27 protein-coding genes and 1 riboswitch are annotated in these 25820 nt (G+C 38.1%); of the genes, 14 read left to right on the top strand and 13 right to left on the bottom strand.

Annotated elements, in window-relative coordinates; genetic code table 11:
• Nucleotides 1-590: 590 nt before the first annotated feature.
• Nucleotides 591-1364, top strand: coding sequence for a TerC family protein (locus FAR12_RS22310; RefSeq protein ID WP_126410971.1), 774 nt, complete (start codon nucleotides 591-593; stop codon nucleotides 1362-1364).
• A gap of 74 nt (nucleotides 1365-1438) precedes the next feature.
• The gene (locus tag FAR12_RS22315) at nucleotides 1439-2767 is read left to right on the top strand and encodes a hemolysin family protein (protein WP_170972302.1); all 1329 of its coding nucleotides are present in this window, start codon (nucleotides 1439-1441) and stop codon (nucleotides 2765-2767) included.
• Between the two features lie 207 nt (nucleotides 2768-2974).
• Here the strand turns inward: FAR12_RS22315 and FAR12_RS22320 are convergent, their stop codons facing one another.
• Nucleotides 2975-3349, bottom strand: coding sequence for a hypothetical protein (locus FAR12_RS22320; RefSeq protein WP_126410972.1), 375 nt, complete (start codon nucleotides 3347-3349; stop codon nucleotides 2975-2977).
• A gap of 89 nt (nucleotides 3350-3438) precedes the next feature.
• Nucleotides 3439-3819, bottom strand: a complete 381-nt coding sequence (locus FAR12_RS22325; protein ID WP_126410973.1) for a MerR family DNA-binding protein — start codon at nucleotides 3817-3819, stop codon at nucleotides 3439-3441.
• Nucleotides 3820-3914: 95 nt separating this feature from the next.
• Here FAR12_RS22325 and FAR12_RS22330 point away from each other — a divergent pair, with 95 nt between their 5' ends.
• Nucleotides 3915-5531, top strand: a complete 1617-nt coding sequence (locus FAR12_RS22330) for an acyl-CoA dehydrogenase family protein (RefSeq protein WP_126410974.1) — start codon at nucleotides 3915-3917, stop codon at nucleotides 5529-5531.
• A 47-nt stretch (nucleotides 5532-5578) separates the two neighbouring features.
• Here the strand turns inward: FAR12_RS22330 and FAR12_RS22335 are convergent, their stop codons facing one another.
• Together FAR12_RS22335 and FAR12_RS22340 are read right to left on the bottom strand one after the other, a co-directional pair.
• Nucleotides 5579-5941, bottom strand: coding sequence for a DoxX family protein (locus FAR12_RS22335; RefSeq protein ID WP_246010476.1), 363 nt, complete (start codon nucleotides 5939-5941; stop codon nucleotides 5579-5581).
• 106 nt (nucleotides 5942-6047) lie between these two features.
• A complete protein-coding gene (locus tag FAR12_RS22340; RefSeq protein ID WP_126410976.1) occupies nucleotides 6048-6392 on the bottom strand; it encodes a hypothetical protein in 345 nt (114 codons plus the stop codon).
• Nucleotides 6393-6529: 137 nt separating this feature from the next.
• A riboswitch (cyclic di-GMP riboswitch) is annotated at nucleotides 6530-6617 on the bottom strand.
• 481 nt (nucleotides 6618-7098) lie between these two features.
• Between FAR12_RS22340 and FAR12_RS22345 the strand changes: the two genes are divergently transcribed.
• Complete coding sequence (locus tag FAR12_RS22345; protein ID WP_170972303.1) at nucleotides 7099-9027, top strand: endonuclease MutS2; 1929 nt, start codon at nucleotides 7099-7101, stop codon at nucleotides 9025-9027.
• A gap of 52 nt (nucleotides 9028-9079) precedes the next feature.
• On the opposite strand, the gene FAR12_RS22350 is transcribed toward FAR12_RS22345, so the two are convergent.
• The 4 genes from FAR12_RS22350 to FAR12_RS22365 are packed head-to-tail and all read right to left on the bottom strand — an operon-like array spanning nucleotide 9080 to nucleotide 12863.
• On the bottom strand, nucleotides 9080-10153 hold the full coding sequence (locus FAR12_RS22350) for an ABC transporter substrate-binding protein (protein WP_126410977.1): 1074 nt from the start codon (nucleotides 10151-10153) through the stop codon (nucleotides 9080-9082).
• The gene (locus tag FAR12_RS22355; RefSeq protein ID WP_126410978.1) at nucleotides 10150-10956 is read right to left on the bottom strand and encodes an ABC transporter permease; all 807 of its coding nucleotides are present in this window, start codon (nucleotides 10954-10956) and stop codon (nucleotides 10150-10152) included. Before FAR12_RS22355 ends, FAR12_RS22350 begins: the two co-directional genes overlap by 4 nt.
• 1 nt (nucleotide 10957) lies before the next feature.
• Nucleotides 10958-11761 carry an ABC transporter permease gene (locus tag FAR12_RS22360; protein WP_126410979.1) on the bottom strand — a complete coding sequence of 268 codons (804 nt, stop codon included), beginning with the start codon at nucleotides 11759-11761 and terminating at the stop codon, nucleotides 10958-10960.
• The gene (locus FAR12_RS22365; protein ID WP_126410980.1) at nucleotides 11751-12863 is read right to left on the bottom strand and encodes an ABC transporter ATP-binding protein; all 1113 of its coding nucleotides are present in this window, start codon (nucleotides 12861-12863) and stop codon (nucleotides 11751-11753) included. Before FAR12_RS22365 ends, FAR12_RS22360 begins: the two co-directional genes overlap by 11 nt.
• Before the next feature lie 242 nt (nucleotides 12864-13105).
• Here FAR12_RS22365 and FAR12_RS22370 point away from each other — a divergent pair, with 242 nt between their 5' ends.
• The 4 genes from FAR12_RS22370 (at nucleotide 13106) to FAR12_RS22385 (ending at nucleotide 16289) form a co-directional block, all read left to right on the top strand.
• Nucleotides 13106-13621, top strand: a complete 516-nt coding sequence (locus FAR12_RS22370) for a sigma-70 family RNA polymerase sigma factor (protein WP_126410981.1) — start codon at nucleotides 13106-13108, stop codon at nucleotides 13619-13621.
• Between the two features lie 2 nt (nucleotides 13622-13623).
• Nucleotides 13624-14910, top strand: a complete 1287-nt coding sequence (locus FAR12_RS22375; RefSeq protein ID WP_126410982.1) for a DUF4179 domain-containing protein — start codon at nucleotides 13624-13626, stop codon at nucleotides 14908-14910.
• 152 nt (nucleotides 14911-15062) lie between these two features.
• Nucleotides 15063-15824, top strand: coding sequence for a MerR family transcriptional regulator (locus FAR12_RS22380; RefSeq protein ID WP_126410983.1), 762 nt, complete (start codon nucleotides 15063-15065; stop codon nucleotides 15822-15824).
• 48 nt (nucleotides 15825-15872) lie between these two features.
• The gene (locus FAR12_RS22385) at nucleotides 15873-16289 is read left to right on the top strand and encodes a YbaN family protein (protein WP_126410984.1); all 417 of its coding nucleotides are present in this window, start codon (nucleotides 15873-15875) and stop codon (nucleotides 16287-16289) included.
• Nucleotides 16290-16321: 32 nt separating this feature from the next.
• Here the strand turns inward: FAR12_RS22385 and FAR12_RS22390 are convergent, their stop codons facing one another.
• Nucleotides 16322-17815: a peptide MFS transporter gene (locus FAR12_RS22390; RefSeq protein WP_126410985.1), complete on the bottom strand. Its 1494-nt coding sequence runs from the start codon at nucleotides 17813-17815 to the stop codon at nucleotides 16322-16324.
• Between the two features lie 299 nt (nucleotides 17816-18114).
• On the opposite strand from FAR12_RS22390, the gene FAR12_RS22395 reads away from it, so the two are divergent.
• Nucleotides 18115-18834, top strand: coding sequence for an MOSC domain-containing protein (locus FAR12_RS22395; protein ID WP_126410986.1), 720 nt, complete (start codon nucleotides 18115-18117; stop codon nucleotides 18832-18834).
• 31 nt (nucleotides 18835-18865) lie between these two features.
• Here the strand turns inward: FAR12_RS22395 and FAR12_RS24045 are convergent, their stop codons facing one another.
• From FAR12_RS24045 to pepT, 3 genes are all read right to left on the bottom strand, one after another.
• The gene (locus FAR12_RS24045; RefSeq protein ID WP_425456229.1) at nucleotides 18866-19000 is read right to left on the bottom strand and encodes an SE1832 family protein; all 135 of its coding nucleotides are present in this window, start codon (nucleotides 18998-19000) and stop codon (nucleotides 18866-18868) included.
• Between the two features lie 105 nt (nucleotides 19001-19105).
• A complete protein-coding gene (locus FAR12_RS22400) occupies nucleotides 19106-20341 on the bottom strand; it encodes a CynX/NimT family MFS transporter (RefSeq protein ID WP_126410987.1) in 1236 nt (411 codons plus the stop codon).
• 118 nt (nucleotides 20342-20459) lie between these two features.
• On the bottom strand, nucleotides 20460-21695 hold the full coding sequence (gene pepT, locus FAR12_RS22405) for a peptidase T (protein ID WP_126410988.1): 1236 nt from the start codon (nucleotides 21693-21695) through the stop codon (nucleotides 20460-20462).
• Nucleotides 21696-21904: 209 nt separating this feature from the next.
• On the opposite strand from pepT, the gene FAR12_RS22410 reads away from it, so the two are divergent.
• From FAR12_RS22410 to FAR12_RS22425, 4 genes are all read left to right on the top strand, one after another.
• Nucleotides 21905-22405, top strand: a complete 501-nt coding sequence (locus FAR12_RS22410; protein WP_126410989.1) for a sigma-70 family RNA polymerase sigma factor — start codon at nucleotides 21905-21907, stop codon at nucleotides 22403-22405.
• Nucleotides 22389-23411 carry an anti-sigma factor gene (locus tag FAR12_RS22415; RefSeq protein ID WP_126410990.1) on the top strand — a complete coding sequence of 341 codons (1023 nt, stop codon included), beginning with the start codon at nucleotides 22389-22391 and terminating at the stop codon, nucleotides 23409-23411. Before FAR12_RS22410 ends, FAR12_RS22415 begins: the two co-directional genes overlap by 17 nt.
• Nucleotides 23396-23698 (top strand): hypothetical protein, encoded by a 303-nt coding sequence (locus tag FAR12_RS22420; RefSeq protein WP_126410991.1) that lies wholly within the window; start codon nucleotides 23396-23398, stop codon nucleotides 23696-23698. Before FAR12_RS22415 ends, FAR12_RS22420 begins: the two co-directional genes overlap by 16 nt.
• 150 nt (nucleotides 23699-23848) lie before the next feature.
• A complete protein-coding gene (locus FAR12_RS22425) occupies nucleotides 23849-24334 on the top strand; it encodes a hypothetical protein (protein WP_126410992.1) in 486 nt (161 codons plus the stop codon).
• 32 nt (nucleotides 24335-24366) lie between these two features.
• Here FAR12_RS22425 and FAR12_RS22430 read toward each other — a convergent pair whose 3' ends face one another.
• Nucleotides 24367-25260, bottom strand: a complete 894-nt coding sequence (locus tag FAR12_RS22430; RefSeq protein ID WP_126410993.1) for a selenium metabolism-associated LysR family transcriptional regulator — start codon at nucleotides 25258-25260, stop codon at nucleotides 24367-24369.
• 194 nt (nucleotides 25261-25454) lie between these two features.
• On the opposite strand from FAR12_RS22430, the gene FAR12_RS22435 reads away from it, so the two are divergent.
• A complete protein-coding gene (locus tag FAR12_RS22435; protein WP_126410994.1) occupies nucleotides 25455-25691 on the top strand; it encodes a sulfurtransferase TusA family protein in 237 nt (78 codons plus the stop codon).
• The last annotated feature ends 129 nt before the right edge of the window (nucleotides 25692-25820 follow it).

Below are 25820 nucleotides of genomic sequence, written 5' to 3' on the forward strand. Positions count from 1 at the left end.
AAGATAAGTAGGAGAGTAAACGGTTGACGGTCAATTAAGGGGCCCCTTTAGGGGCTTCGTTGGTAAAATGCCCTTATAGGGCGAAATTAAAACCGCCCGTTTTACGGGCGGATACTTACTTCTGGCCGAGAGCGACTATGATTTGAAAAGGCTATTCGTCTTAATGTGCCACTGCTGAAATCAGAGACGTTTTTATTATTTAATCTTTCTCTGAGTGTGTTTTTGTTCATGTCTGTCGGATGATGTGATTTCGGGTCCATTTTGAAATTCCTCCTTTGTGATAGTGTGCACCTTATAACTAAAATTAATTGACGAACCCTAAGGTTTTTGAATATAATAAAAGTAAGTTAATAGTTCTCCTAAAGGGGAGTAGCTTTTACAGCAAAGTCGTCATTTCAGAGACCATGTCTCTCGGCTTTGTTGGCAGCAAGTGTGTAACTTGTTACACACAGGTTGTTAGCAAGACCTTTACCATTGGTAAGGGTCTTTATGTTGTTTTTGAAGTCCTTACCATGTCGGTAAGGGCTTTTCCTTTTTAGAGGACATGATTAATGACAAAAGATTATTTGAAAAAAGAGGAGGAAGAAAAGTTGGATTTATCAATTTTAATGGAGTATGGTTGGGTATTGTTATTATTAGTAGCACTAGAAGGACTTTTAGCAGCTGATAATGCATTGGTATTGGCGATTATGGTCAAACATCTCCCAGAAGAGGAACGAAAAAAAGCTTTATTTTATGGATTAGTCGGAGCATTTATCTTCCGATTTGTTTCGCTATTTGTTATCTCATTTCTCGTGGATGTTTGGGAGGTACAGGCAATAGGTGCTCTTTATTTATTGTTTATTGCCATCAATCATATTGTGAGGAAAGTTGTTTTTAAAGATAAACAGAAGGAGAAAGAAGAGAAGGAAAAGCGAAAAGGGGGACTTTGGGCAACTGTTTTTAAAGTAGAACTAGCTGATATTGCCTTTGCAGTTGATTCGATTCTTGCCGCTGTAGCACTGGCCATGACTCTTCCGAATACCAATCTTCCTACGATTGGTGGAATGGACGGTGGAAAGTTCCTTGTCATTTTTGCAGGTGGTTTAATTGGAGTTATCATTATGAGATTTGCGGCAAACTTCTTTGTTAAATTATTGCACTCAAAACCAGGACTCGAAATTGCTGCTTTTACCATTGTTGGCTGGGTAGGAGTGAAGCTTGTCGTATTAACATTAGGACATCCAGATGTGGCGATCATCCCACATGATTTCGCTCATTCGACCACATGGAAAATCATCTTCTATACCGTTCTAATTGGAATAGCTGTTGTAGGTTGGTTCTCTTCGAAAGATAAAGGTGTTGTAGAAGGTAAAGAAGCATAAAAGTTCATACTCACTTGGAAGTTCGGGCATAGTAATAGCATGAACTCGTGACACTAGCTAAGTGGGTGAATTTCTTGGGTTTTGAAATTATGGTTCTGGTTATTCTCATTATTGTAAATGCCTTTTTTGCAGCCTCAGAAATGGCCCTTGTTTCGATCAATGATAATAAAATGAGGCTGTTGGCGGATGGAGGAAATAAAAAAGCACAGGTGGTTCAGCATCTATTGTCTGAACCTAGTCGCTTTTTGGCAACAATCCAGATTGGAATCACCTTGTCAGGGTTTCTTGCGAGTGCTTTTACGGCAAGAAGCTTTGCTGGTGTATTGACGGAGGCCATCAGTCAATTGAATTTGCCGATTGAAAAAGGCGTACTAGAAATGCTTTCTACTGCTATCATGACCTTAATTCTGTCGTATTTTACCCTAGTCATTGGGGAGCTGGTACCTAAGCGGCTCGCGATTCAAAAGGCTGAAGAGATATCCTTTCTGGTGGCAAGTCCAATATCCCTGTTATCTAAGTTTACGGCTCCGTTTGTGAAGCTCTTGACTCTTTCGACCAACTTGATAGTCCGGTTATTTGGTATTGACCCTCATATGGAAGAGGAGAATGTGACCGAAGAAGAAATCCGAATGATGGTTGATGTTGGGCAAGAAAGAGGAACCATTCAGGAAGCGGAGAAAGTAATGATTAACAATATTTTTGAATTCGATAATAAAACAGTTTCAGATATTATGACTCATCGAATGAATATTGTAGCGATTCCGGTTGATACGAGTTTTCAAGAAGCAGTTCATATAGCTAATGTGGAGAAGTATACGCGAATCCCTGTATATGAAGAAAATATCGATCGTATCGTAGGTATTTTACATGTGAAGGATTTGTTCTATTTTATCGAAAATGGGGATAGAGATGCGTTTGAGCTACGAGAATTAACTCGTGAGCCCTATTATGTCCTAGAGTCTACTCGCATCGATCATGTATTTAAGGATATGCAAAAAAATAAGAGTCACGTTGCAATTGCGATTGATGAATATGGTGGAACGGACGGAATCGTGACAATGGAGGATATCCTCGAAGAAATTGTGGGGAATATTTTTGATGAATACGATGAACCGGAGCTCGACATCGACGATATTGAGCAGATTAACGAAAATAAATATATGATTGCTGGTACAACCGATTTGGATGATGTTGAGGATTTATTAAAGGTTGAGTTTCCTACGGATGATTATGATACATTAAGTGGATTCATCATTGGCCAGTTGGGGTATATTCCTGACCCAGGGGAGAAGCCACTGGTTGAATACGAAAATTCCTTATTTGAAATCGAAGAGGTAAATGATCGTAGAATTGTAAAGGTTAAGGTAACCGTGAAAGAGAATGAAGATGAAGAACAGGAATAATTATTTCTGTTCTTTTTGTTTTGGCTCTATTCTCAAAAATTGTTACGTAGCGAGATGTGTTAAAGCAAACGATAGATTATACGAAGAATATAAAATGAGAAATTTTATAGGAGTAACACAGTCCTAGGAGAGGTATAAAAATATGTCCGTTACTCCTAAAGTAATTGTGAAATTATAAAGTGAGGAATTTGTGGAAACATTGAAGTGTTACTTTTCGTTTATGCGGTGGAAGTACATTTCGTGTTTCCCAACTTTCCCTGATAGGAATTCAGTGTCTCTGGAGAATGAAATGGTGTTTTTGTCTATTCTATTTAGCATTGCGACAGTACCTTCATTAAAAGTATTAGCAAGGGTGTTTAATGTGCTTTCCATCCGATCTAACTTAACTTTAATCTGATCCAATTTTCCGATCATTGTATCGTTGTTTTCGGTGGATTTATTGAGTCTCTCATCAAACTGTCCAAGCTTCTGATCAATCTTATTGAGTCTCTCATTAATATGTTCGAACCTCTGATCAACTTGATCGAATTGATCAATCATCCGACCTTCTAATTGCTGTATCGCCTTAAGTATTTCATTCATCTTATCACCTCTTTATTTGAATTATATAGGTGCTGGCCTATTATTTAAAACTTGCAAAATGGGCCGGTTTTCTGAACTGTTCATGATTGTTACTTTTCCTGTAAAAACCGTTCCCTATGTGTAAAGATTTCTTCTTTGAGGATTTGAAGCTGGAGTATTTGCTCATCTATTTCTTTTAGTTTCTTATCTGCGAATTCAATTATGCGTTCCTTTTCCGCTTTTCCTTCAGGGTTTGATTCATATAAATCGATCATTTCTTTTATTTCCTGAAGACTGAATCCAAGCTTTTTTCCACGTAGAATTAGTTTTAATCTGCGTCTTTCAGTATTTGAATAGCTTCGTTGCTTTGTTAGGCTTTCTCGAGTTATTGAAGTCAGCATTCCCATTTCTTCGTAGTATCGAATGGTCCTAGAACTGATATCAAACATGCTCGCAAGTTCGCTAATGGTAAAAAATTTTTCTTCGGTCATAGTACTCACCCTCCAAGTTGACGTTAACGTACACTTAGACTTATAATAATTCTGAAAATTGTAATTTGTCAAATTTGAAGAAGGGGTGACATTCTATGACATTGGCTTCCGAAGAATTGCAGACGAAAGGGTACAATTCATACAGCTTCAATGATTTTGTTCAGAAACGCGAAAGTTTAGATTGGTACAAGGATGAACCATTTTTACAAAAAGCGGTCGAAAAATTTCTAGGTAAAGAGTTTGAAGCAATTCATGAAAGACTATTAAATTTTTCTCCAAAAGTATCAAGAGATTGGAATCGGCTTGCGGAAAAATTAGCAAGACCAGAAGTTCGTCCGTACATGCTACATTATGATGCATTTAACAATCGAATTGATCGCATTGTAAGACCAGCTGAAACTCACCAATTAGAAAAAGCTGTATTTGGAGAAGGTCTTTTTTCGAGCAAAATGTCAACTTGGGAAAGCTTTGTCAAAAGAATGCTCATTCATCAGTTAGGAGAAGCCGGTGTTGCTTGTCCCTTTACATGTACTCATGGATTAGTGGCTCTATTAGACGAGTTTCCAAATGCTGAGTACCCTGAACTTCATGAAATCCTGCTTCATACAAAGGAAGGAAGAGATGGGGACTTTGGGATTGGGGCGCAGTTTATGTCCGAAATTCAAGGTGGCTCTGATTTACCTGCGAACGTCTTAGAGGCGATACCAGATGGAAAGCACTATCGTTTATACGGAAATAAATTCTTCTGTTCCGTGGCTCACGCAGATTATTCTGTAGTCACAGCGAAAATTACCGGAACTGATAAAGTTTCTACTTTTATTGTTCCATCATGGCTACCAGGGGATAAAGAAAAGGAAAAGCGAAATAGCTATCAAATAAATCGAATCAAATGGAAAATGGGGACCGCTGAGCTACCAACAGGAGAGATTCAATATGAGGGAGCAGTAGCCTATCCAATTGGTCCGAAGGATAAGGGAATTGCAGTGGCAGTTGGCATTGTTCTTACCCTTTCGAGATTAGAAATTGGGATTGCTTGTGCTGGCTTCATGTTGCGTGCATCTAGGGAAGCTCATCTGTATAGCGATTTCCGCACCGTTTTCGGGCAAAAAATTAAAGACTATCCCTTATCTGCTAGTAAGCTGAAGAAAATTGAAAATGCTGCCCATAGAACAACAGCAGGCGCATTTAAAATATACGATTTGTTTTTACGATTAGAAAAGCCATTAAATCCAGGACTGAAATCTGATCAACCTTTAGAAGTGAGGAGACAATTATTTAATTTGCGGGAATTAGTTTTACTGCAAAAAATTTGCACAACGAGTGAAGGTGCGGATGTGCTGAAGGAGGCTATTTCAATTTTTGGAGGGCATGGCGTGATGGAGGAATTCTCATCACTTCCACGAATTTTCCGTGATGTAGTCGTTAATGAACAGTGGGAAGGTCCAAGGAATCTTCTGTTGACTCAAATATATCGGGATATTAGTAGGGTGGTAGATTGGTATTCTCCAGCTGAATTCGTTCGCAGTGTCCTTGAAGGAGCGCCTGAAGAAACGATTAAAAAATTCGTAGAGCAATTGACAGATTTGCTGCATAAACCAGTGCTTGGCGAGGTCTCAGAGGCATCGATAGAAGCAGCAATAAAGTGGGATGAGTTTTGTAGTGCATTTTTTAAAGCTTATCAGGAAGTTGCGTTAGCTGAGATTTCTTCATGATAAAAAGGTAGCTCCTTACACACTTAGCACAGGAGCTACCTTTTGTTTTAAAAGGGTTTAAATGATTTTTTGCGGTAAAGGATGGAAAGAAGGAATATCATGACAATATCTAATCGAGCCTGGAAAGCGAATGTTAAAAGACCTGCATGAAGTAAAGGAACCTTCGTTAGAATAATGGCGGCAATCATAATTAGGATTAAAGGAATGGTAGCAGTTTTGACCTTTTTATTAGCTAAAATGAGACCTCCACAAACGATTTCAGTCAATGCGACTAGATACATAAAATAAATTGGATAAGGAAGACCTAGGTTTATAAAGGTAGTTGCGAGTTCCTCGCTTACGATTTTCATTGCACCTGAAATGATAAAAACGTATGCAACCGAATATCTTATGAAGTTTATCGAATGCATATTATCCCTCCTCATAAAAACTATATGAGCATAGGGGACAAACCATGAGGATTATTTTTATAGAGATAGAACAAAGAAAAAGCGACCGATGTGGTCGCTTTTTAAATTAGTCTAAACTAATCCAGAAAGATGAATTTTTAATAGAAAGTTTGATTTTTGGAGCATCTTTAATCGCTTTTACATTGTGAAGGAAATAATTGAAATTCTTAATGTCCTTCAATGTCTCCATATAGCTAACTTCTGAAAAATTCTTGGAGTGATGGTATTTAATATAATTGCGGCAAACTTTTTCATCTATAAATTCAATATACATGACTTTTGTTTGCTCATAGATGAAAGAAAATAAACGATTGAGCGACTTGCTTAAGTCGTCATTAGTAAAAGTTGGTGAATCCAAATTGAATTGAGCACGTAAAATATCATAGCGTGTCGATTGATTCAAAAGTTTCAAGATCTATTCCCCTCTAACACATATTATTTAGGTTTGAGCACCAAAGTGGGACATGTCTTGTCAATAAGGACCTTTTTCTTACATAATAAATAAACCCTCATAGCATGAGGGTATACATAGAATAATGTATTATTCATTCATGCAACTGGCTGGCATAGTATTTTGAATACGTTAGCCCCTATAGCTTTGCGTCCCCACTTTTCAATGGCTTTGCCTATATTAAATTTTTGGTATACAGGTATTATAACCTATAAGTATAAAAAATTCGATACTAAAGTCGCTATTTGTAAGAAAATAACACTTTTTAGAAAGTATACTTTTTTCGGAAAATATGGTAATAATATAGTATCATATCATTGGTGTTTAACCATAATATGAATAACTGAAGGATTTAAGGAGATTATTTTATGGAAATTGGAGTTCTTACCTTAGCGTAATTTCATACGTGCGTGTCTCGAAAAAATGTGTTTATCACGGGCTTCTTTGGTGATCACTTTTTTGAAGACAGGAATGTTAAGAACACAATTTGCGTTTGCTCTAATATTTGATGTAGTAGGCTTTTGGGTCAGCTTCATTATACCTACACGTTCAATCGCAAAGGGACAATTTTGTTCTTTTGCGATTTTTTTATGGAATAAAATAAATACGCTTTGCGTTTCTTAATTTCCTCGCACGTAATCGTTCATACCAAAAGGAGGAAGAAGAAGTGAATTCACAAACGATTGAAGTTTTACAATTTCAAGATTTAAAAGAGGTAGTCGCAGCTACGGCAATCTCAGAAATGGGAAGAGAATGCATCCAGAATCTCCAGCCCTCTTTTGTAAAAAAACAAATTGAAGCATGGCTACGGGAAGTCACAGAAGCAAAAGAAGTTTTGAAGATTAGTACGAGTGTCCCAATCCCGAGTTTAAAAGGAATCAGTACGATTCTAAGAAACCTGCATAAGGGAATCGTCCTTCGACCTGATCAGTTGATGGAAATCCATGAACTTCTTGTTTGTATTAACAGGATCAAACGATTTATGAAGGATAAGGAATACACAGCTCCAACGATTAGTACGTATGTGTACTCTTTATATGATTTACAAGACATTTCCGATGAAATTATTCGCTGTATCCGCAATGGAAGAGTGGATGATTATGCAAGTAAGGAGCTATTAAAGGTAAGAAAACAAATTTCGATTTTAGAAGAACGGATCAAGGTACGAGTCGAGCAAGTCATAAAATCATCCAAGAATAGCAAGTATCTACAAGAAAATATCGTAAGCGTACGTAATGGGCGTTACGTTATTCCAGTTAAAAAAGAATACAGAAAGAATATTAATGGAACTGTGTTAGATACTTCTGCTTCTGGTTCTACGGTATATATAGAGCCAGCGGAAATTGGAAGCATTCAAGATGAAATAGAATTGCTCAAGCTTCAGGAAGAGGCAGAGGAGCATCGAGTATTATCTGTTTTAACAGGATTAATTGAAGACAAAGAGACTGAAATCAAACTTGCAGTAGATATTATGGTTCAGTATGATGTGATTTTTGCAAAAGCGAAATACAGCAATTTAATTGCTGGCATAGCACCACAAATCAATGAGCGTCACACGATTCGTTTAAAGAAAGCGCGCCATCCATTATTAGGAGAGAAGGCTGTGCCACTTGATTTTGTTATTGGGGAGGGTTTCGATGCGCTTGTGATTACAGGACCGAATACTGGTGGAAAAACGGTTACGGTAAAAACAGTAGGGCTTTTAACAATGATGGCACAGGCAGGTTTGCATATCCCTGCCAATGACGGCAGTGAGATTGCCATTTTTGAAAAGATTCTTGTAGACATTGGTGATGGCCAAAGTCTCGAACAATCGCTAAGTACGTTTTCTTCAAGAATCAAAAATATTATTGAGATCCTTGGTGAAACGACACCAAAGTCACTCGTCCTATTAGATGAGCTCGGCTCAGGTACCGATCCTGCAGAAGGGATGGGATTAGCAACAGTAATCCTAGAAGAGCTCTATCATAAAGGAGCGACGTTATTAGCGACGACACATTATAGTGAGATTAAAGCGTATGCGAACGAGAAAGAGGGCTTTGAAAATGGAGCGATGGAGTTTGATGTGGAAACCCTTCAGCCAACGTATCGTCTGATTATTGGAAGAGGAGGAGAAAGTCAGGCTTTTGATATTGCCTTAAGGCTCGGTATGCATCCGAAGTTGATTGAAAAAGCGCATGGGGTCACGTACAAGGAAAACAGGACATACGAGGCATCACCTCAGTACACAAAACAGCAGTTAGAAAAACAATTAGCACTGAATGCCAAGCATATTTGGAAACAAAAGCATGGACAAAAAGTAGAGAAGACTACCGAAGTAATTCCATTTAAGCGAGGAGACAATGTCCAGATTCCTTCGATAAACGAGATGGGAATAGTCTCAAAGCCAGCAAACGAAAAAGGGGATGTGGAGGTTTTAGTGAAAGGGGAAATGATGACTTTTAATCATAAAAGGCTCGTCATGTACATTCCTGCTGAAGAGCTTTATCCAGAGGATTACGATATGGACATCATTTTTGAAACAAAAGAGAATCGTAAACTACGTCATGCAATGAGTAAAAGACATACCGACGAAGTCATTGAAAAAGAGGAGTAAGAAAAGGTACCAGGTATTGAATGATCATCATTCGGTACCTGATACCTTTTTTCTATTTTCTATGCATTTTAAATTGTAAGAAGAAGTCGTTGTACATTGCTAGGTTCTTTTTACCAAGGTTTTCGTATACTTCAAGTTTTTCTGTTAGTTCAGGTGAAGGATAGAAACGTTCATCCTCAACCATTTCCTCCGGCATAAACTCCAATGCTGCTTTGTTTGGAGTAGAGTAGCTGACCCATTCTGTATTTTGCGCAGAAACTTCTGGATCGAGCATAAAGTTAATGAACTGATGGGCTGCATCCACGTTCTTCGCTGTCTTTGGAATAACCATGTTATCAAACCAAAGATTTGAGCCCTCGGAAGGAACGACATAATCAAGATTTTCATTCTCCCACATCATGTCAGCAGCATCCCCAGACCAAACGACACCAACGGCTGCTTCCTCATTAGCAATGAGGATTTTGATTTCATCTCCGACAATTGCTTTGATATTCGGTGTCAAAGAATCCAATTTTTCCTTTGCTTCTTTTAAGTGAGCTTCATTCGTGTCATTGAGGGAGTAGTTCAAACTGTTTAATCCCATCCCCATTACTTCGCGGGCACCGTCGACTAAAAGAATTTCATTTTTTAAGGCTGGGTTCCATAAATCATTCCAGCTTGTGATTTCGATATCATTCAGCATTTTGGTATTGTACACAATTCCAACAGTTCCCCAAAAATACGGAACGGAATATTTGTTAGCAGGATCAAAAGGAAGATCCATGAAACGTTCGTCGATATTTTTCAAGTTCGGAATCTTCGAATGATCCAGTGGAATGAGCAAATCTTCCTCGCGCATTTTATCAATCATATACTCAGATGGAACTGCGATATCATAGGTCGTTCCACCTTGTTGAATTTTCGTTAACATCGCTTCATTGGAATCGAATGTTTCGTAGATGATTTTAATGCCTGTCTCTTCTTCAAAACGATCAATTAATTCATCGTCAATATAGTCGCCCCAGTTGTAAATAGTTAAGGTATTATCACCTGCAAAGCCTTCTGCTTTATTTAAGCGATTGATGGCAAACAACAGGAGGGCGGAGGCAATGACAACGGCTAAAAATACACGGATTAGTCTGTTCATTTTCTAATCCCCCCAATTTGAGCCTTATTGTTACGTTGGGTGATGAAGTAGTAAATGACGACGAGAATAATCGTAAATAGGAAAAGCAAGGTTGACAATGCATTAATATTTAACGATATTCCTCGACGTGCTAAAGAGTAAATTTCAACAGATAGGGTTGTAAAGCCATTTCCTGTTACGAAAAAGGTTACCGCAAAATCATCGAGTGAATAAGTTAAAGCCATGAAAAATCCTGCGAAAATTCCTGGAGTAATAAATGGCAAAATGACTTTCGTTAACACGTTTAAGCGATTTGCACCAAGGTCACGAGCCGCATCAATTAAAGTCGGGCTCATTTCCATTAACTTCGGTAGCACCATTAAAACAACAATGGGAATACAAAAAGCAACATGGGAAAGTAGGACGGAATAAAATCCAAGCTTAAGTCCTGCCATTGTAAACAGAATCAAGAATGATGCCCCGATAATGACGTCTGGGCTAACGATTAACACATTGTTTAAAGAAAGAAGTGTATTTTTAGTCTGACGCTTTTTCACTTGATAGATGGCGATTGCACCGAGTACCCCGATAATGGTTGAAATTAACGATGATAATAAGGCGATCACAAGAGTGTTTAAGACAATGATTAGTAATCGTGTATCCTGGAATAATTCTTTGTACCAATCAAGGGTAAAGCTTTCAAAATCAAACATCGTTCCACCACTATTAAAGGAGTAGAACACTAAAAAGAAAATCGGTGCATAGAGCACAAGAAAGATTAGAAACAAGAATCCTTTTGCTAAAGGGGATATTTTTTTCTCCAACTTAGATACCCCGCTTTCTAGTTCCCGTGAAACTCATAAATAGGAACATAATAATAATCAAGAATACGGCAATCGTTGAACCCATACCCCAATCCTGTGTGACAAGAAAATGCTGCTCAATTGCTGTACCAAGTGTAATCACGCGGTTTCCTGCGATTAATCGCGTCAGCATGAACAAGGATAGTGCTGGGATAAACACGACCTGGCAGCCTGACTTCACGCCATCAATCGTTAATGGGAAAATAACTCGACGGAATGTTGTCCATTTAGATGCCCCTAAGTCATTGGCTGCGTCAATTAGCGTTGGGTTCAACTCATTGAGCGAGTTAAAGATCGGTAAAATCATAAATGGAATAAAGATATAGACCGACACAAAAATGAAACTGAAATCGGTAAATAGGATTTGTTGTGAGCCAATGCCAATCACTTCAAGGAAGCTATTTGTAATCCCGTAAGTACCGAAAATACCAAGGAAGGCATACGCTTTTAACAATAAATTGATCCATGAAGGAACAATGATTAATAATAGCCATAATTGCTTATGTTTTGTTTTCGTTAATAAATACGCTGTTGGGTAAGCGACGATTAAGGAAATTAAGGTAATTAAAAAGGCATACCAGAATGAGCTTAACGTCATTTTTAAATACACTGGTGTGAAAAACTTTTGGTAGTTAATGAGTGATAGATTGCCCTCAATATCGAAGAACGAATAATAAAGTACGAGTAGGATAGGGGCAATAACAAACAAGGCAATCCACAGTGCATAAGGGACCATGTATATATTGCGAGTAAACTTATTTTCCATGGCCTGCTTCTCCATCTGTATAAGCTTCTAAACGCTTATCAAATTCTTCTTCCGTCTCACCAAGTCTCATAACGTGAATCGCTTCTGGGTCAAAATAAAGTCCAATTTCATCGCCAACATTTGCTGCTTTTGTAGAATGGACAAGCCACTCGTTCCCGTCCTTGTCATAGCAGCTAATCTCGTAGTGAACGCCACGGAAAAGCTGAGAATCAACACGGACTTGAAGCTTCCCGCGCTCAAGTGTCGTAATTTCTAGATCCTCAGGACGAATAACAATTTCAATTGCCTCATTTTTATCCAAACCTTGGTCGACACATTCAAATTGCTTCCCAACAAATTCAACTAAATAATCATCTAGCATGCGGCCTTTAAGGATGTTGGATTCTCCAATAAAGTCAGCTACGAAGCGGTTGATTGGTTCATCGTAAATATCTTTAGGTGTTCCACTTTGTTGGATTTTTCCTTGATCAAGAACGAAGATTTCATCTGACATTGCTAGTGCTTCCTCTTGGTCATGGGTAACAAAAATAAAGGTAATGCCAAGGCGACGTTGGAGCTCACGAAGCTCGTATTGCATCTCGTAACGAAGTTTTAAGTCAAGGGCAGATAGTGGTTCGTCTAGAAGAATAACCTCTGGTTCATTGACGATTGCACGGGCAATAGCCACACGCTGTCTTTGACCACCAGACATTTCGCGAATTTCACGATTTTCATAGCCCTTCAAGTTCACAAAGCTAAGTGCCTCTTTGACCTTTTTATCAATATCTATTGAATTCATCTTCTTAATGCGAAGTCCAAATGCGACATTTTCATACACATTCAAATGAGGGAATAAGGCGTAATCCTGAAAAACGGTGTTTACCTGCCTCTTATTAGCAGGAACATCATTGATTTTTTTACCGTTAAAAAAGATCTCACCATTTGAAGCCTCTGTGAAGCCAGCGATAAGTCTCAGGATTGTTGTTTTCCCACATCCAGAAGGACCAAGAAGGGTATAAAACTTTCCTTTTTCAATCTCGAAGCTTACATCATTTAGGACCGGTGGATCGTCATCGTACTGTTTTGTTACATTTTTGAATTGAATAATTGCCTCGTTTTTCAAAACATTAGCAACCTCCCTCGTATAAAAATTAGCGTATCCTATGATACGATTGGGTAGAATCTACTATTATTTATTCGATTCGGAATAATTATACATGAAAAGACATCTCATGCCATATTTTTTGATTTTAAAATTCAGAAAAGCTGTTAGATGTTCTTACAAGGGCACTTACGTGAAAAAATATAAAAACCTTTTTCTGATTCGACAGTCTAATAGATATAGAGTAGTAGGGGGGGACGGACTTGGAGACACAGGAATTGCTCGTTAGAAGAGCCATCCGTGGGGATGAAGATGCTTTTTTGCAACTTATAAAAATGTATAAGGTTGATCTATATAAAACTTCGTTTTCCTATTTTCGTAATGAGGAAGAAGCTCTGGAGGCGTTGCAGGAGGTAACTTATCGTGCCTTTAAAAGTATTCGCAAGGTAAAGGAGCCAGCCTATTTTAAAACCTGGCTTATTCGGATTATGATCAATTATTGCAATGATCAGCTGCGGAAAAAGAAGAGAGAAGTGCTAAATGAAGAGTATTTGGCTTCGCAAGGAATCTCTGAAACTCACGAAGGACTCGAAATTGAAGAAGCCTTATTGGGGTTGGATCAGCGTTCACGAGAGATAATCACGCTCAAGTACTTTCATGGCCTGAAAATAAAAGAGATTGCACTTGCGATGGAGTGCCCAGAAGGAACAGTGAAGACTTGGCTACATAAAGCGTTAGAGTCACTGAGGCTAAGTCTTTCAGAGAAAGGTGGGAAGTGAGAATGGAGAAGAAGCTAGAGGATTATATAAATAATTTAGAAGTACCTGAAGATAAATTGGACATAGCGATTGAGGCTGGATTTCAGAAAGCCAAACGAGAGAAGGTGCGCTTGAAGGGGAAAAAGTGGTGGATGAGCGTGGCAATGGTTGCTGTATTAGTATTAGGGTTTTTCACTTCAATTCGAGTTTCTCCTGCGTTCGCAAACTACGTCTCTGAAATTCTAGGAATGGAAAAAATCGTTGAACTGATACGTTTTGATAAGGGGAAACTTACTGCGATTGAGAACGATTACTATGAGAAATTGGGTGTATCAATTAAGAAGAATGGGGTTGAAGTTGTCATCGATGGGGCAATTGTAGATGAGAGCGGATTAGTATTCTTTTATACATTGAATACTGATGAACCTCAGACTGAAATTAATATGGACCGTGTTGTTTTGAGAAATGCTGATGGGAAAGAAATTGAAAATTATGCCCTCTCATATGGAGGCCCTCACTACTCTGAAAAAGGGGAAAAGAGTTTTAATGGGACAATTGAGTATTTTTTTCCAGAAAATCCATTGTTTGATCGTGAGCTTCAACTTGAAATAAAGTTAAGAGGGGAAAACTATACTTTTCCATTGTCATTAAATAATGATATAAAAGCAAAAAAGACATATCAAATAAATCAAACTGTAACGATAGAAGGACAGAGTATTTTTATTTTAGATGCGACGGTTCATCCATTAAGAGTAGCTGTGCATGTGAAAATGGATCCAAATAATACGAAGAAATTATTGGAGTTAGAAGATCTACGTTTGATTGATGAGAATGGGGAAGCTTGGACGAAAATCAAAGATGGAGTTAATGGTAGTTTAATTTCAGACAATGAGCGAATTTATTATCTCCAAAGCAATTATTTTAAGGAGCCGAAGGAGCTGTATCTTACCTTTAATAAGATTCAGGCAGTTGATAAAGAATATGCTAATGTAATTGTGGATTTCGAAAAGGGAGAAATATTGAAACAGCCTAAAGGTAATAGAATTAGGGAACTGGAAATCATAGGAGATAAAATTGGATTTAATCTATATTATGATAAGGATTTTCCTTATGAAATTGTAAGCGAAGCAGAAGATGCCGAAGGTAGAAGGATTGAAATGGGAAGTCGTTCCTTTACTGGCTACAATGAAGGATATTCTAACAGAGAGTTTCAATTACTAGAATTAAAAAGTTATACGAGCCCCATATCACTAAAGCTTTCCTACTTTCCTGAATGGATCCAAGGCGAAGCCAAAATCCGCATAAAATAACATACAGACCCGGACAATAGGAAAAGCGTCCGGGTTTTAAATTGTCCTTATAAAATAGTACTTATCAAAAAAAGTTACAAAAAATAAAAAAACCGTATTGACCCTCACGCTACGTAAAGGTGTATCGTTATCTCATAAGGAGGTGAGCAACGGTGGAATATACAGTGCAGAAATTAGCGCAGTTGGCTGGAGTGAGTTCAAGGACTCTTCGGTATTATGATGAAATTGGGATTCTTAAGCCGGCAAGAATCAATTCATCGGGATATCGAATCTATGGTCAAAAGGAAGTGGACCGCTTACAGCAAATTCTTTTTTACCGAGAATTAGGCGTGAACCTTGAGACAATCAAAGACATTATGACTTCACCTTCCTATGACGGAGCCAAGGCGCTGAAAGAACATCGGGAGCAGCTCCTTGAAAAACGCAAACAGCTAGATTTGCTAATTTCGAATGTAGAGAAAACAATCGCTTCAACAGAAGGGAGAATAAATATGAGTAATAAAGAAAAATTTGAGGGATTTAAGAAGAAGATGGTCGAAGAGAACGAACAAAAATACGGAAAAGAAATTCGTGAAAAGTATGGGGAAGAAACAGTTAATAAATCGAATGCAAAGCTCATGAATATGAGCGAAGCGGATTATGAAGCTGTGACGAAGTTGGAAGCACAAGTAAAAGCAACATTGGCTGAAGCCTTTAAAACTGGAGATCCTGCCAGTGAATTGGCTCAGAAAGCAGCTGATTTACACAAGCAATGGCTGACATACTATTGGACAGAATATAGCGAAGCGGCCCATGCTGGACTTGCCGACATGTATGTGGGAGATGAAAGATTCACTGCTTATTATGATAAGGAGCAACCGGGTACCGCAGAGTTTTTAAGAGATGCCATTCATATTTACACGGGACAAAAATAATCAAATTGAAAAATCGGTTGGGGGCGCCTAACCGATTTTTCGTTTATAATGAGATCGAAGAAAGGTATTTTTGAGGGTGATAGCATTAAAAAACTTATAAACGTTATATTCATTGTTGCTGGGTTCTTGAGCTTAGGAATTGGTCTGTTAGGCATCATCTTACCAGTTGTCCCAACAACACCGTTACTCCTATTAGCTTCATTTTGTTTTATGAAGGGATCGAAAAGATTCGAGGCTTGGTTTAAAGGTACGAAAATATACAAGAAGTATTTAGAACAGTTTGTGAAAAATAAAACGATGACTCTGAAACAAAAAGTAATCCTAAACTTATTTGCAGATAGTATGATTGCAATTGGATTTTTTTCGGTTGATAACTGGATAGTACGAAGTATTTTGATTCTAACAGTGATCTATAAATATTATTATTTCTTCACTAAAATAGAAACAAGAAGGGCCCCAAATTAGGGGCCCTTTGTGCAGACTTAGAAAGTATCTTCTTATTTAATACCCTTCATAAAGGTTTGAATTTTTGGTGCAAGGATTAATAGAAGGATACCTAGAACAATCGCAACTCCACCGATAACTCCAAAGTAAAGCATTTCTGTTTCTGGAGAGTAGAATTTTACAACCTGTGCATTTAGCGCCTGTGCAGCAGCACTTGCCAAGAACCAAAGGCTCATTGTTTGCGCAGAGAATGCAGAAGGAGCTAACTTTGTTGTAGCAGATAATCCTACTGGAGATAAGCATAGTTCACCAAGAACAACGATGAAATAGCTTAACACTAACCATAATGGATTTACTAGTGAATCTGTACCTGCAAAGTATGCTGGTAAAAGAATCACGATAAATGATAATCCAGCAAATAATAAACCAATTGAGAATTTTTGCGGGATGGTTGGTTGACGTTTACCAAGCTTCATCCACATCCATGCAAAAATAGGTGCAAAGATGATAATAAATAGTGGATTTAAAGATTGGAATAAAGCTGGTGAAATTGAAAAACCAGCAAAATCAAGTTGAGTTCTTTTATCAGCGTAGTTCGCTAAGATCGTTGATCCTTGTTCCTGAATTGCCCAGAACATAACCGCAGCAATGAATAATGGAATATACGCAAGAAGACGAGAACGCTCCACATCGGAAGTTTTAGGACTGCGATACATAACTGTGAAATAAATAATTGGTAAGGCAACACCTAAAATACCTACAAGTACAACAAAGCTATCAAAAGTAAGTAATCCCATTGGAATAGACACAGCAACGAGGATTGCTACAATTACAACGGCAATAGCTATGATAGAGAAGACTTTTTTCTTCTCTGCAGGAGCCAATGGATTGTTGACAAATGTACCAGCTAATCCAAGGTTCTTTTTCTTAGTAAATAGGAAAAGGAGTAATCCTAAGAACATTCCGATTGCGGCAACACCAAATCCTAGATGGAAAGAATGCTTCATACCGATTTCACCAGTAATAAGTGGTGAAATAAATGCACCGAAGTTAATTCCCATGTAGAAAATACTAAAGCCTGAATCACGGCGCTCGTCATTTTCGCTATAGATATCACCAACGATACTTGAAACATTTGGTTTAAGTAATCCAGTACCTAATACGATGAACACCATAGAAACAAAGAACATTGTGATATTACCTGGTATTGCCAAGGCAATATGACCTAGCATGATCAAGATACCACCATAGAAAACCGCTTTAGAGGTACCGAAAATTCGATCGGCTAACCATCCACCAATAATACCAGACATATAAACTAGGGAACCATAGATAGACACAATGGCAAGAGCAGTAGACTCATCAATTCCTAGTCCACCTTTTGAAACCTCGTAATACATATAATAAACGAGGATAGCTTTCATACCATAGTATGAAAATCTCTCCCAAAATTCTGTGAAGAATAGGGTGAATAATCCTTTAGGGTGCCCAAAGAAACCTTTTTGTGGCACACTTGCTACAATTTTCTGTTTATTTTCGTTTGACATGTTGCAACCTCCTAACATTATTCCATAATACTTTTAATAGTTTAGTATTGTCAAAATAATTTTTTAGTTTGGAAGGAAATACCTTTGTTTTAATCGCTTTCATTGTATATAATGTAAAAATTTGTTTGATGAACAAATTATTTTAAGATAAGAAGTACATCTATTAACGTTCTCTTAGGTCTAGAAATTTATTCCAAAGGAGCTAGAAAATCAGTAAAATATAATAGAAAAAGGAAATGTCCACGATTGGTATCAGATGCTACCTACTGCATTAAGTACCATAAAAGGGGGAGTTTAGGGTGATTGTTGGAAAGGTTCAAGAGATTGTACGACATCCAGTGAAGTCATTTCGCGGAGAAAGTGTGAAGAAAACAAGGGTAGAATCTTATGGTGTGTATGGCGATCGAAGCCATGCATTTCTAGATGAAACAAGACCGGGGAAATATTTGACCCTAACTCAGCAGCCGGTAATGGCCAAATATCATGCGAAATTTGTGGGGGAAGAAAGTTTAGAAAAGTATCCCGTTGTAAAAATTACATCACCTTCTGGTAAGGAATACGAATGGGGAGAGGAAGGGCTCTTGCAAGAACTTGAACAATTCTCTGGGAAAAGCCTCACTCCTATTCAATATTCTCCTGACTATGTACCTTTAGGTGCGATTGAAGAGGACCACTTACTCATTACTACAGAGGCGTCGATTAAGAAAATAGAGGAACTATGGGGAAGTAAGGTGGATGTGCGACGATTCAGACCGAACTTCGTACTTGCTACAGAAAGTGATGAACCGTTTGAAGAGGAAACTTGGTTAGGAAAAAAACTCTTAATCGGAAATGTTGAAGTAAAAGTGAATGGACTATGTGAAAGATGTTCGATAATTAATATTGATCCAGATAGTGCGACCATTGACACGTCTATGTTAAAAACGGTTTATAAGGAAAGAAATAATTGTTTCGGAATCTTTGCTTCTGTTGTCAAAACTGGGGAAGTCAATGTTGGGGATGAAGTTATCCTCCTCTAATAAAAGAAGAGCTGCCTTCTGTGGGCAGCTCTTAAAGGTTTTCAAGTTGCTTGTATAGTTCTTTTAATTCGACTTCGATTTGACCGATTTGTCTTTCCAATGGAGAAAGGTTTCCGTGGACAGATTCAAGCTTTTCTAAATCATTTTGGAGACGTACATACTCCATTTTTAAATCTTGAATCTTAATATTCTAGTTCTTTGCGATCCAAATTCAGCACCTCGTTTCGTTACTTCATTAATAACATATTCTACAAAAATACGCTAAGCTTGTTTATAAGTTTAGCGTATTCGAATTATCTCTTGTCTCCAGCACATATTGATTTCTACCAGCCCCATATCCAACGACAGTCATGATAAATGTTACTAGAATTAGAAGAAGTAAAGGAACTGTCCAGGAATGAAGGATATCAAAAAGAAATCCTAAGAAAAACGGTCCTAATGCGGCTAAGAAGTAACCGATAGATTGGGCCATCCCTGATAAATTGGCAGCTTGTTCAGCATTTAAAACCCGCAAGCCAATTAGAGTTAATGCAAGGCTAATTGCGGCCCCTGTCCCCATCCCGATGCAAATAATCGAAATCGTGATAAGAATAATATTTTCTCCTGTAAGAAGGCCAAGAATCCCAATCAAGCATAAAGCCCCAATTCCAATTGCCAAGGATTTCTGATTGGAAAGGCGATCGGCTATTACAGGAATGATGAAGTTTGCCGGAATCCCGGAAAATTGTAAGATGGACACCATCCATCCTGCTGTTGCGGCACTTATTCCCTGACTATATAGCATTTCAGGAAGCCAGGTAATAAAGCAAAAGTAGATTAACGATTGGAGCCCCATAAAAAGGGTCACCTGCCAAGCCAGTGGGGATGTAAGCATCGATGTTTTTTTCGTACTAAAAGCCTTTGTGCGCGCTGAAAATTCGCTTTTTCTCACCTGAGGAAACCACACGATAAGGGCCACTCCCATTAACACGATCCAAACACTCAGAGAACCTTGCCACCCCATATGGAGCTTATTTGCTAAAGGAACACTGATTCCTGGGGCAATCCCTGCAAAAGTCCCCATTGAAACCGTGTATATTCCGGTCATTAACCCAACTTTACCCGGAAAGCTTTGTTTAACGATTCCCGGTAAAATAACATTACAGAAAGCAATTCCTAACCCTACAATCGCTGTACCGAAGAATAAAGTAAAAACCATTCCAGAAGAACGAATGACTAACCCGATTCCCAAGAAAATGAGAGCTAGAAAGATCGTCATTTCCTTTCCGATTTTTTGCGCTAATTTTGGAGCTAGTGGGGAAAGAAAGGCAAATGCAAGAAGTGGCAAGGTTGTAATCAAACCGGCCACACTATTGGACATCCCAGTATCTGTTCGAATTGAGCCAATTAAGGGTCCGACTGCCGTAATGGAGGGTCTTAGATTAAAGGCGACAAAGATAATTCCAAAGATTAAAAGCGTATTTCTTGCCGTGACAGTCTCTGATTTTAATAGCGACACCTTTTGCATAATCCGCCTCCTCCTTATGTTTAAAAGTCTATTTCATATTCGATTATTTCGGAAGTGAGAAATTGCGGATAATGAAATTCCGATCAAAAAAGGCAGGGAATCCCTACCTATTTCCATTCTATTCAGCTCTTTCTTCGAATAATCTTAAAATCTCCACGATCACATTCGTAGCTTTTTCCATATTGTCTACAGAAACATATTCGAATTTTCCGTGGTAGTTCTCTCCACCAGTAAAGATGTTTGGAGTTGGCAATCCCATATACGAAAGCTGCGAACCATCTGTACCACCACGAATTGGTTCAACAATTGGTTCGATTCCAAGATTGGTCATCGCATCGTGAGCAATATCGACGATTTCCTTCACAGGTTCAATTTTTTCACGCATGTTGTAATACTGGTCGTGCAAATCAAGGATGATGTTGTCTTCCCCGTATTTAGCCTTCATCTCAGCCACAATTTTTTCAATCGTCGCTTTGCGGTTGTTAAAATTATCCCGGTCAAAGTCACGAATTATGTAATAAAGAGTTGTTTTTTCCACATCTCCATTAATGGAAAGAAGGTGGTAAAAGCCATCATAGCCATCTGTATATTCAGGGGCTTCTTGAGCAGGTAACTTGCTGTTGAACTCCATCGCTATTTTCCCTGAGTTCACCATTTTACCTTTGGCGGTACCCGGGTGAATATTATTGCCCTTGAACGTGATTTTCGCAGCTGCTGCACTGAAGCTTTCGTATTGAAGCTCACCAAGCGGTCCGCCATCAATTGTGTAGGCATATTTGGCGTCAAACGCTTCTACATCAAATTTATGAGGTCCTCTACCAATTTCCTCGTCTGGCGTAAAGGCTACTCGTACTTTCCCATGCTTGATTTCAGGATGCTCCATTAAGTACACAAGTGCGGTCATAATTTCAGCAATCCCCGCTTTATTATCCGCCCCTAGTAAAGTTGTCCCATCTGTTGTAATCAACGTATGACCAACATATTTCTTGAGGTTTGGGTATTCCTTCGGTGAAAGAACCACCTTTAAATCTTCATTAAGGACGATATCATTTCCATCATAGTTCTCCCAAATTTGTGGGTTCACACCAGCACCGGTAAAATCGGTTGCCGTATCGACATGAGCTAATAATCCAATCGTTGGAACGTCTTTTGTCGTGTTCGTAGGTAAAGTTGCCATTACATAGCCGTTCTCGTCTATTGTCACTTCTTCCATTCCGATAGACTGTAATTCATCCACTAACATATTTGCTAGAGTGATCTGACCAGGTGTGGAAGGGCAAGTCTCAGAATCTTCATTGGATTGTGTATCAACCTGTACATATCTTACTAATCTTTCAATTAATGCTTCTTTCAAAATTGTCCACTCCTCTTCATTAGTTTCGTCACATGGTTTTATTATACTATCGTTCCGAACGGAAGCCTAAATAAAAGTTTCATAATTTTTCATCAATGGATTGACGCATGTGTATATTTGATTCAAGATTGTTTAAGTTGGATTAATTTGGATCTTTTTGCAACTTTTTACGATCGTTAAACGTGGATATAGTGAAAGGGGGAGCGTGGTTGGACTTAGATGAGGCTTATCAAGCATATGTGAATGACTTATATCGCTATCTCTTTTCCCTTTCGAAGGAGCATTATACAGCAGAGGATTTGGTTCAGGAGGCTTTTTATCGAGCATATCTTCACTTGGAAAATGAAGAAATACTGAATATAAAAGCATGGCTGTTTAAAGTAGCGTACAGGGTGTTTATCGACTACTCTCGAAAGCAAAAACGGGTAGTCGTTAGCGAAAAGGTAGGAGAAGAATTACAAATCACTTCACCAGAGAAAAAAATCTTAGAAAAAGAGAGTTTTCGTCTCCTTCTTGATGACATTCATACATTGAAGGAGCAGGAACGAGATATCGTGCTTTTATGCGATTTGCACAAAATGAGTTATCAGGAAGCGGCCGATATTTTGGAGATGAACTTGAATACTCTTAAAAGTCATTTGCTTCGAGGTCGAAGAAAAATAATCGCTATAGTTCAAGAAAGGAGGAAGCGTGATGACAGAGAATCGTAAGGACGAAACAGAATTATATGAGTCTATCCTTAATGAATCGATACAAGAGTTTGAAGAAACACATTCTCATAGTGAGAAGGAACAAAAAAGAATCATTAAGAAAGGGAAGAATACAGCTATAAGGACGAATATCCTCATTAGTTTAGCGGTTTTATTATTGATCGTTCCAGTGTTGACACTTAGCACATATTTGTACTATGCCATTGGTGGAAAGGCCAATAATGCAATTGATGTTGCGGCAAAAACGATATATGTTACCGAGCCCAATATGAGTCTTGAAGAAATGGAGATAGAATCGGATATTGGTTTCTTTTCTATGTCGATTACATTTGATGTTTTTAAAAGAATTGGTAGAGAGGATTACAAAGCAGGTGATTATGAAATCTATTTTGCCTTTGATAGTCCTAGTTTTCCAGAAAGAAGGATGTTACTTGATAGACCAATGCAAGAAATACCTACCATTGATACAGAATGGTTAGTTCATCCTAATGCTTCAGATCCAATAGGTCGAAGTGGTGAATGGAATATTTTAAAAAATCTTCCCGATGGAACAGTTGGAGAAGTATATCTGTCGTTAACGGAATTAGTGGAACCTAAAGAATTAGAAGAAAAGCTTGGAAAGGAAGTCCAAGTTCGTTGGCTAGCAGTCGACACTGGCTTTGAAGAAAAACAAGTCGACAATGAAGGGGTTCCAGTTGGCGTGATTGGTTATCCTGCCCAAATTGATTCAACAACCTGGTCTCCTTTTAATGGAAGAGAACAATCGAATGAAGAAGTATTCATGGATATTCTAAACTTATTAGAAAAAAATGAAGAGACTGCAACGAAGATTGCGAGAAGCAAATCGCTTGTTCTTTCTGAACGAATTGCATATTTGAAAGAGCACGGTACACAAGTTTATGGAGCAGTGGTAACCGGTCCGGTTCCTGAATTACGTAAATTAGAGAACAATGAGCTAATTAGAAGCATAAAAGTAGGGGAAGTGAAACTATGGAATTGGAAATAACGAAGAAGCGCAGCGGGATTACAACAATTATTGGATTATTGTCCTTTCTAGTCGCACTGGTGGCATTGGCCAGCTTGAATATCGGTCTTCTATTAGATTCAGATGAATTTCCTGATTTTTTCCTTGTGAGACTTCCGATGATAGGGTTAGCACTAGGAGTGGTTGGTCTTTTTACAAAAAAGAATTCTCGCCTCTATGCTTTTTGGGGAATCGGTCTGTGTTTATTTATCCTCCTATTTACGTTTATGATGTTTGGTTTAGCTTGGATGATCAATCCAAAACCTTAAAGAATGATGATATCAATATGCTCAAAATATTTGAATTGAAAAATACCCAATGGATATCTCGTTGGGTATTTATTTGTTGAACTAATGCTGTTAGGGAGTGAGTAATGGTAAAATAGATATCAGAAAGATCTGTTATTGGTGGAGGGGATTATGATAAAAAAATGGATGCTATGGCTGCTTTGTTGTTTGGCATTTTTTTTGTCAGCTTGTTCTCAAAATGGAGAAGAAGATACAGAGACGATTTCAGGGGTGTTTAGTAAAGGGCAAGTTTTGGGATATGAGTATGTGACGAGCATAGAACAAAATTCTTTCTTGTGGAAAGTCGGTTATAAAGGAGAAATTGTTAATATCGAAGAGAGTGGTAAGAATGAGGATCTCTTAGAAGATTTTATGAGGGCTGTAAGTGAAGGGGAAGTGGTCTTTGGGAAATTAATGATCTCGCTTGCTTACTTTCTCGTTGTTATTATCACAACGTTGATTCTTTATAAAAGAAATAAAAACCTTCTCAAAAAAGGTGTAGGTGTAATTGTGTTTGCTGCTTGCATTTCCATTTTCATTGCTTTTGATTCAGCCATGGATTTAAATCGCTTATTGCATGATGCTCACTACAATTTTTTTATGTTAAAAAATAGCTAAGAGTTGGTTGGGGTTATGCCCCCAACCAACTCTCAATATTCCACTTTCCCTTTGCTTATCATTTCTATTAATAACCGCGTCACCAAAGAGAGTGTCTTCATTTCATTGTAAACAAGATAGAAATAGCGCTCGTCATGAAAATCTTCAAGCTCATGTATTTGCAAGTGTGTGCCCGTGCAATATTCCTTTGCAGCAATTTCGGAAATAATTGCGATGCCAATGCCTTGCTTTACAAATTCAATAAGTGATTGGCTACTTTCCGTGTAGGCCACTACATTTAACTGTTCCTCTTTAATATGTTGCTTCTTTAAGAATTTCTCTAAAATCGCTTTTGTACCAGAGTCTGAGCTTCTCATAATAAAAGGACAATGAATAATATCGTGGATTGAAACAGACTCAGCAAGAGCAAATTCTTTGGACGAAATGAGTACGAGCTTTTCTTTCATTAAAGGGATGTAGTGAAGCTTGTCATTTTCGTATTTTTCTCCAAGAAAGCCCATATCGACCATTCCACTCATGACTTTTTCTGCGACAATCTTAGACGGATATTCGCTGAGCGAAAACGTTACATTCGCATACTCCTCACGAAACCTCTTGACGATTTTCGGAACGAGAAACTGTCCAGGTACAGAACTGACTCCCAAATGAATCACACCTTTTAACTCCGTCACACTTTCCTTGATATCAAAAAGAGCTTCATCTTTTAGCTGCAATAATTTAAGCGCCCAATGATATAACCGTTCACCGTATGGAGTGATAATGGTTTCTCTTCCAACTCGGTCAAACAGCTGGACATTCAATATTTTTTCCAAGGATTGAATATGGGAACTGACGGTAGATTGACTTAAATAAACAGCCTCAGCGGCTTTCGAAAAGCTCTTATGCTCCACCACTTTTGTGAACACATATAACTGATGCAAATCCATCCTAACACCCCTTAACTATTTGCAAAAACGATTCGTTTCTATAGGTTTTATCGATAACTTGAATTTAACTAATTTTATCACTTTTTTATAATGAAATAGGGATATAAATTTTAATAGTTTATGACATTCATGAAAACGAAACCGTTTACACATGTTTGTGAAACTCCTAACAAAATGAAGGTGGGAAGATTTAGATGAATGAACCAGAGGTAGATTTGGTTTATGATGCTGGTCCAACTGGCTGTGGCGAGTTGATTATGAATCTTTTCTTAACCATGAAAAAGATGGATTCAGGTCAAATCATTGAAGTGAGATCTTATGATATTGGTGCTCGCGAAGACCTTCCAGCATGGTGTCGGCTACAGAAGCACGCCTTGCTTAGGCGAGAAGATGATGGAAAAGTCAGCCACTATTATATTCAAAAGGGTTAGGTAGTACCAGAGGCTGGGACAAAACCCCATCTTTAAGATGAAAAAGCCGGTGAAATTTTACGACAAGTAAAATTTCACCGGCTTTGATTATTTTTAGAATAGAAATAAGGACCACATCTGATAAAATAA

Source organism: Bacillus yapensis, from assembly GCF_005280205.1.
Taxonomy (GTDB): domain Bacteria; phylum Bacillota; class Bacilli; order Bacillales; family Cytobacillaceae; genus Robertmurraya; species Robertmurraya yapensis.

Coding starts and splice junctions, on each gene's coding strand:
- FAR12_RS22320 (WP_126410972.1), bottom strand. CDS start 3,349: ATGAATGAAATACTTAAGGCGATACAGCAATTAGAAGGTCGGATGATT.
- FAR12_RS22325 (WP_126410973.1), bottom strand. CDS start 3,819: ATGACCGAAGAAAAATTTTTTACCATTAGCGAACTTGCGAGCATGTTT.
- FAR12_RS22330 (WP_126410974.1), top strand. CDS start 3,915: ATGACATTGGCTTCCGAAGAATTGCAGACGAAAGGGTACAATTCATAC.
- FAR12_RS22335 (WP_246010476.1), bottom strand. CDS start 5,941: ATGCATTCGATAAACTTCATAAGATATTCGGTTGCATACGTTTTTATC.
- FAR12_RS22350 (WP_126410977.1), bottom strand. CDS start 10,153: ATGAACAGACTAATCCGTGTATTTTTAGCCGTTGTCATTGCCTCCGCC.
- FAR12_RS22360 (WP_126410979.1), bottom strand. CDS start 11,761: ATGGAAAATAAGTTTACTCGCAATATATACATGGTCCCTTATGCACTG.
- FAR12_RS22375 (WP_126410982.1), top strand. CDS start 13,624: ATGGAGAAGAAGCTAGAGGATTATATAAATAATTTAGAAGTACCTGAA.
- FAR12_RS22385 (WP_126410984.1), top strand. CDS start 15,873: ATGAGATCGAAGAAAGGTATTTTTGAGGGTGATAGCATTAAAAAACTT.
- FAR12_RS22390 (WP_126410985.1), bottom strand. CDS start 17,815: ATGTCAAACGAAAATAAACAGAAAATTGTAGCAAGTGTGCCACAAAAA.
- FAR12_RS24045 (WP_425456229.1), bottom strand. CDS start 19,000: ATGGAGTATGTACGTCTCCAAAATGATTTAGAAAAGCTTGAATCTGTC.
- FAR12_RS22400 (WP_126410987.1), bottom strand. CDS start 20,341: ATGCAAAAGGTGTCGCTATTAAAATCAGAGACTGTCACGGCAAGAAAT.
- FAR12_RS22415 (WP_126410990.1), top strand. CDS start 22,389: ATGACAGAGAATCGTAAGGACGAAACAGAATTATATGAGTCTATCCTT.
- FAR12_RS22420 (WP_126410991.1), top strand. CDS start 23,396: ATGGAATTGGAAATAACGAAGAAGCGCAGCGGGATTACAACAATTATT.
- FAR12_RS22425 (WP_126410992.1), top strand. CDS start 23,849: ATGATAAAAAAATGGATGCTATGGCTGCTTTGTTGTTTGGCATTTTTT.
- FAR12_RS22430 (WP_126410993.1), bottom strand. CDS start 25,260: ATGGATTTGCATCAGTTATATGTGTTCACAAAAGTGGTGGAGCATAAG.
- FAR12_RS22435 (WP_126410994.1), top strand. CDS start 25,455: ATGAATGAACCAGAGGTAGATTTGGTTTATGATGCTGGTCCAACTGGC.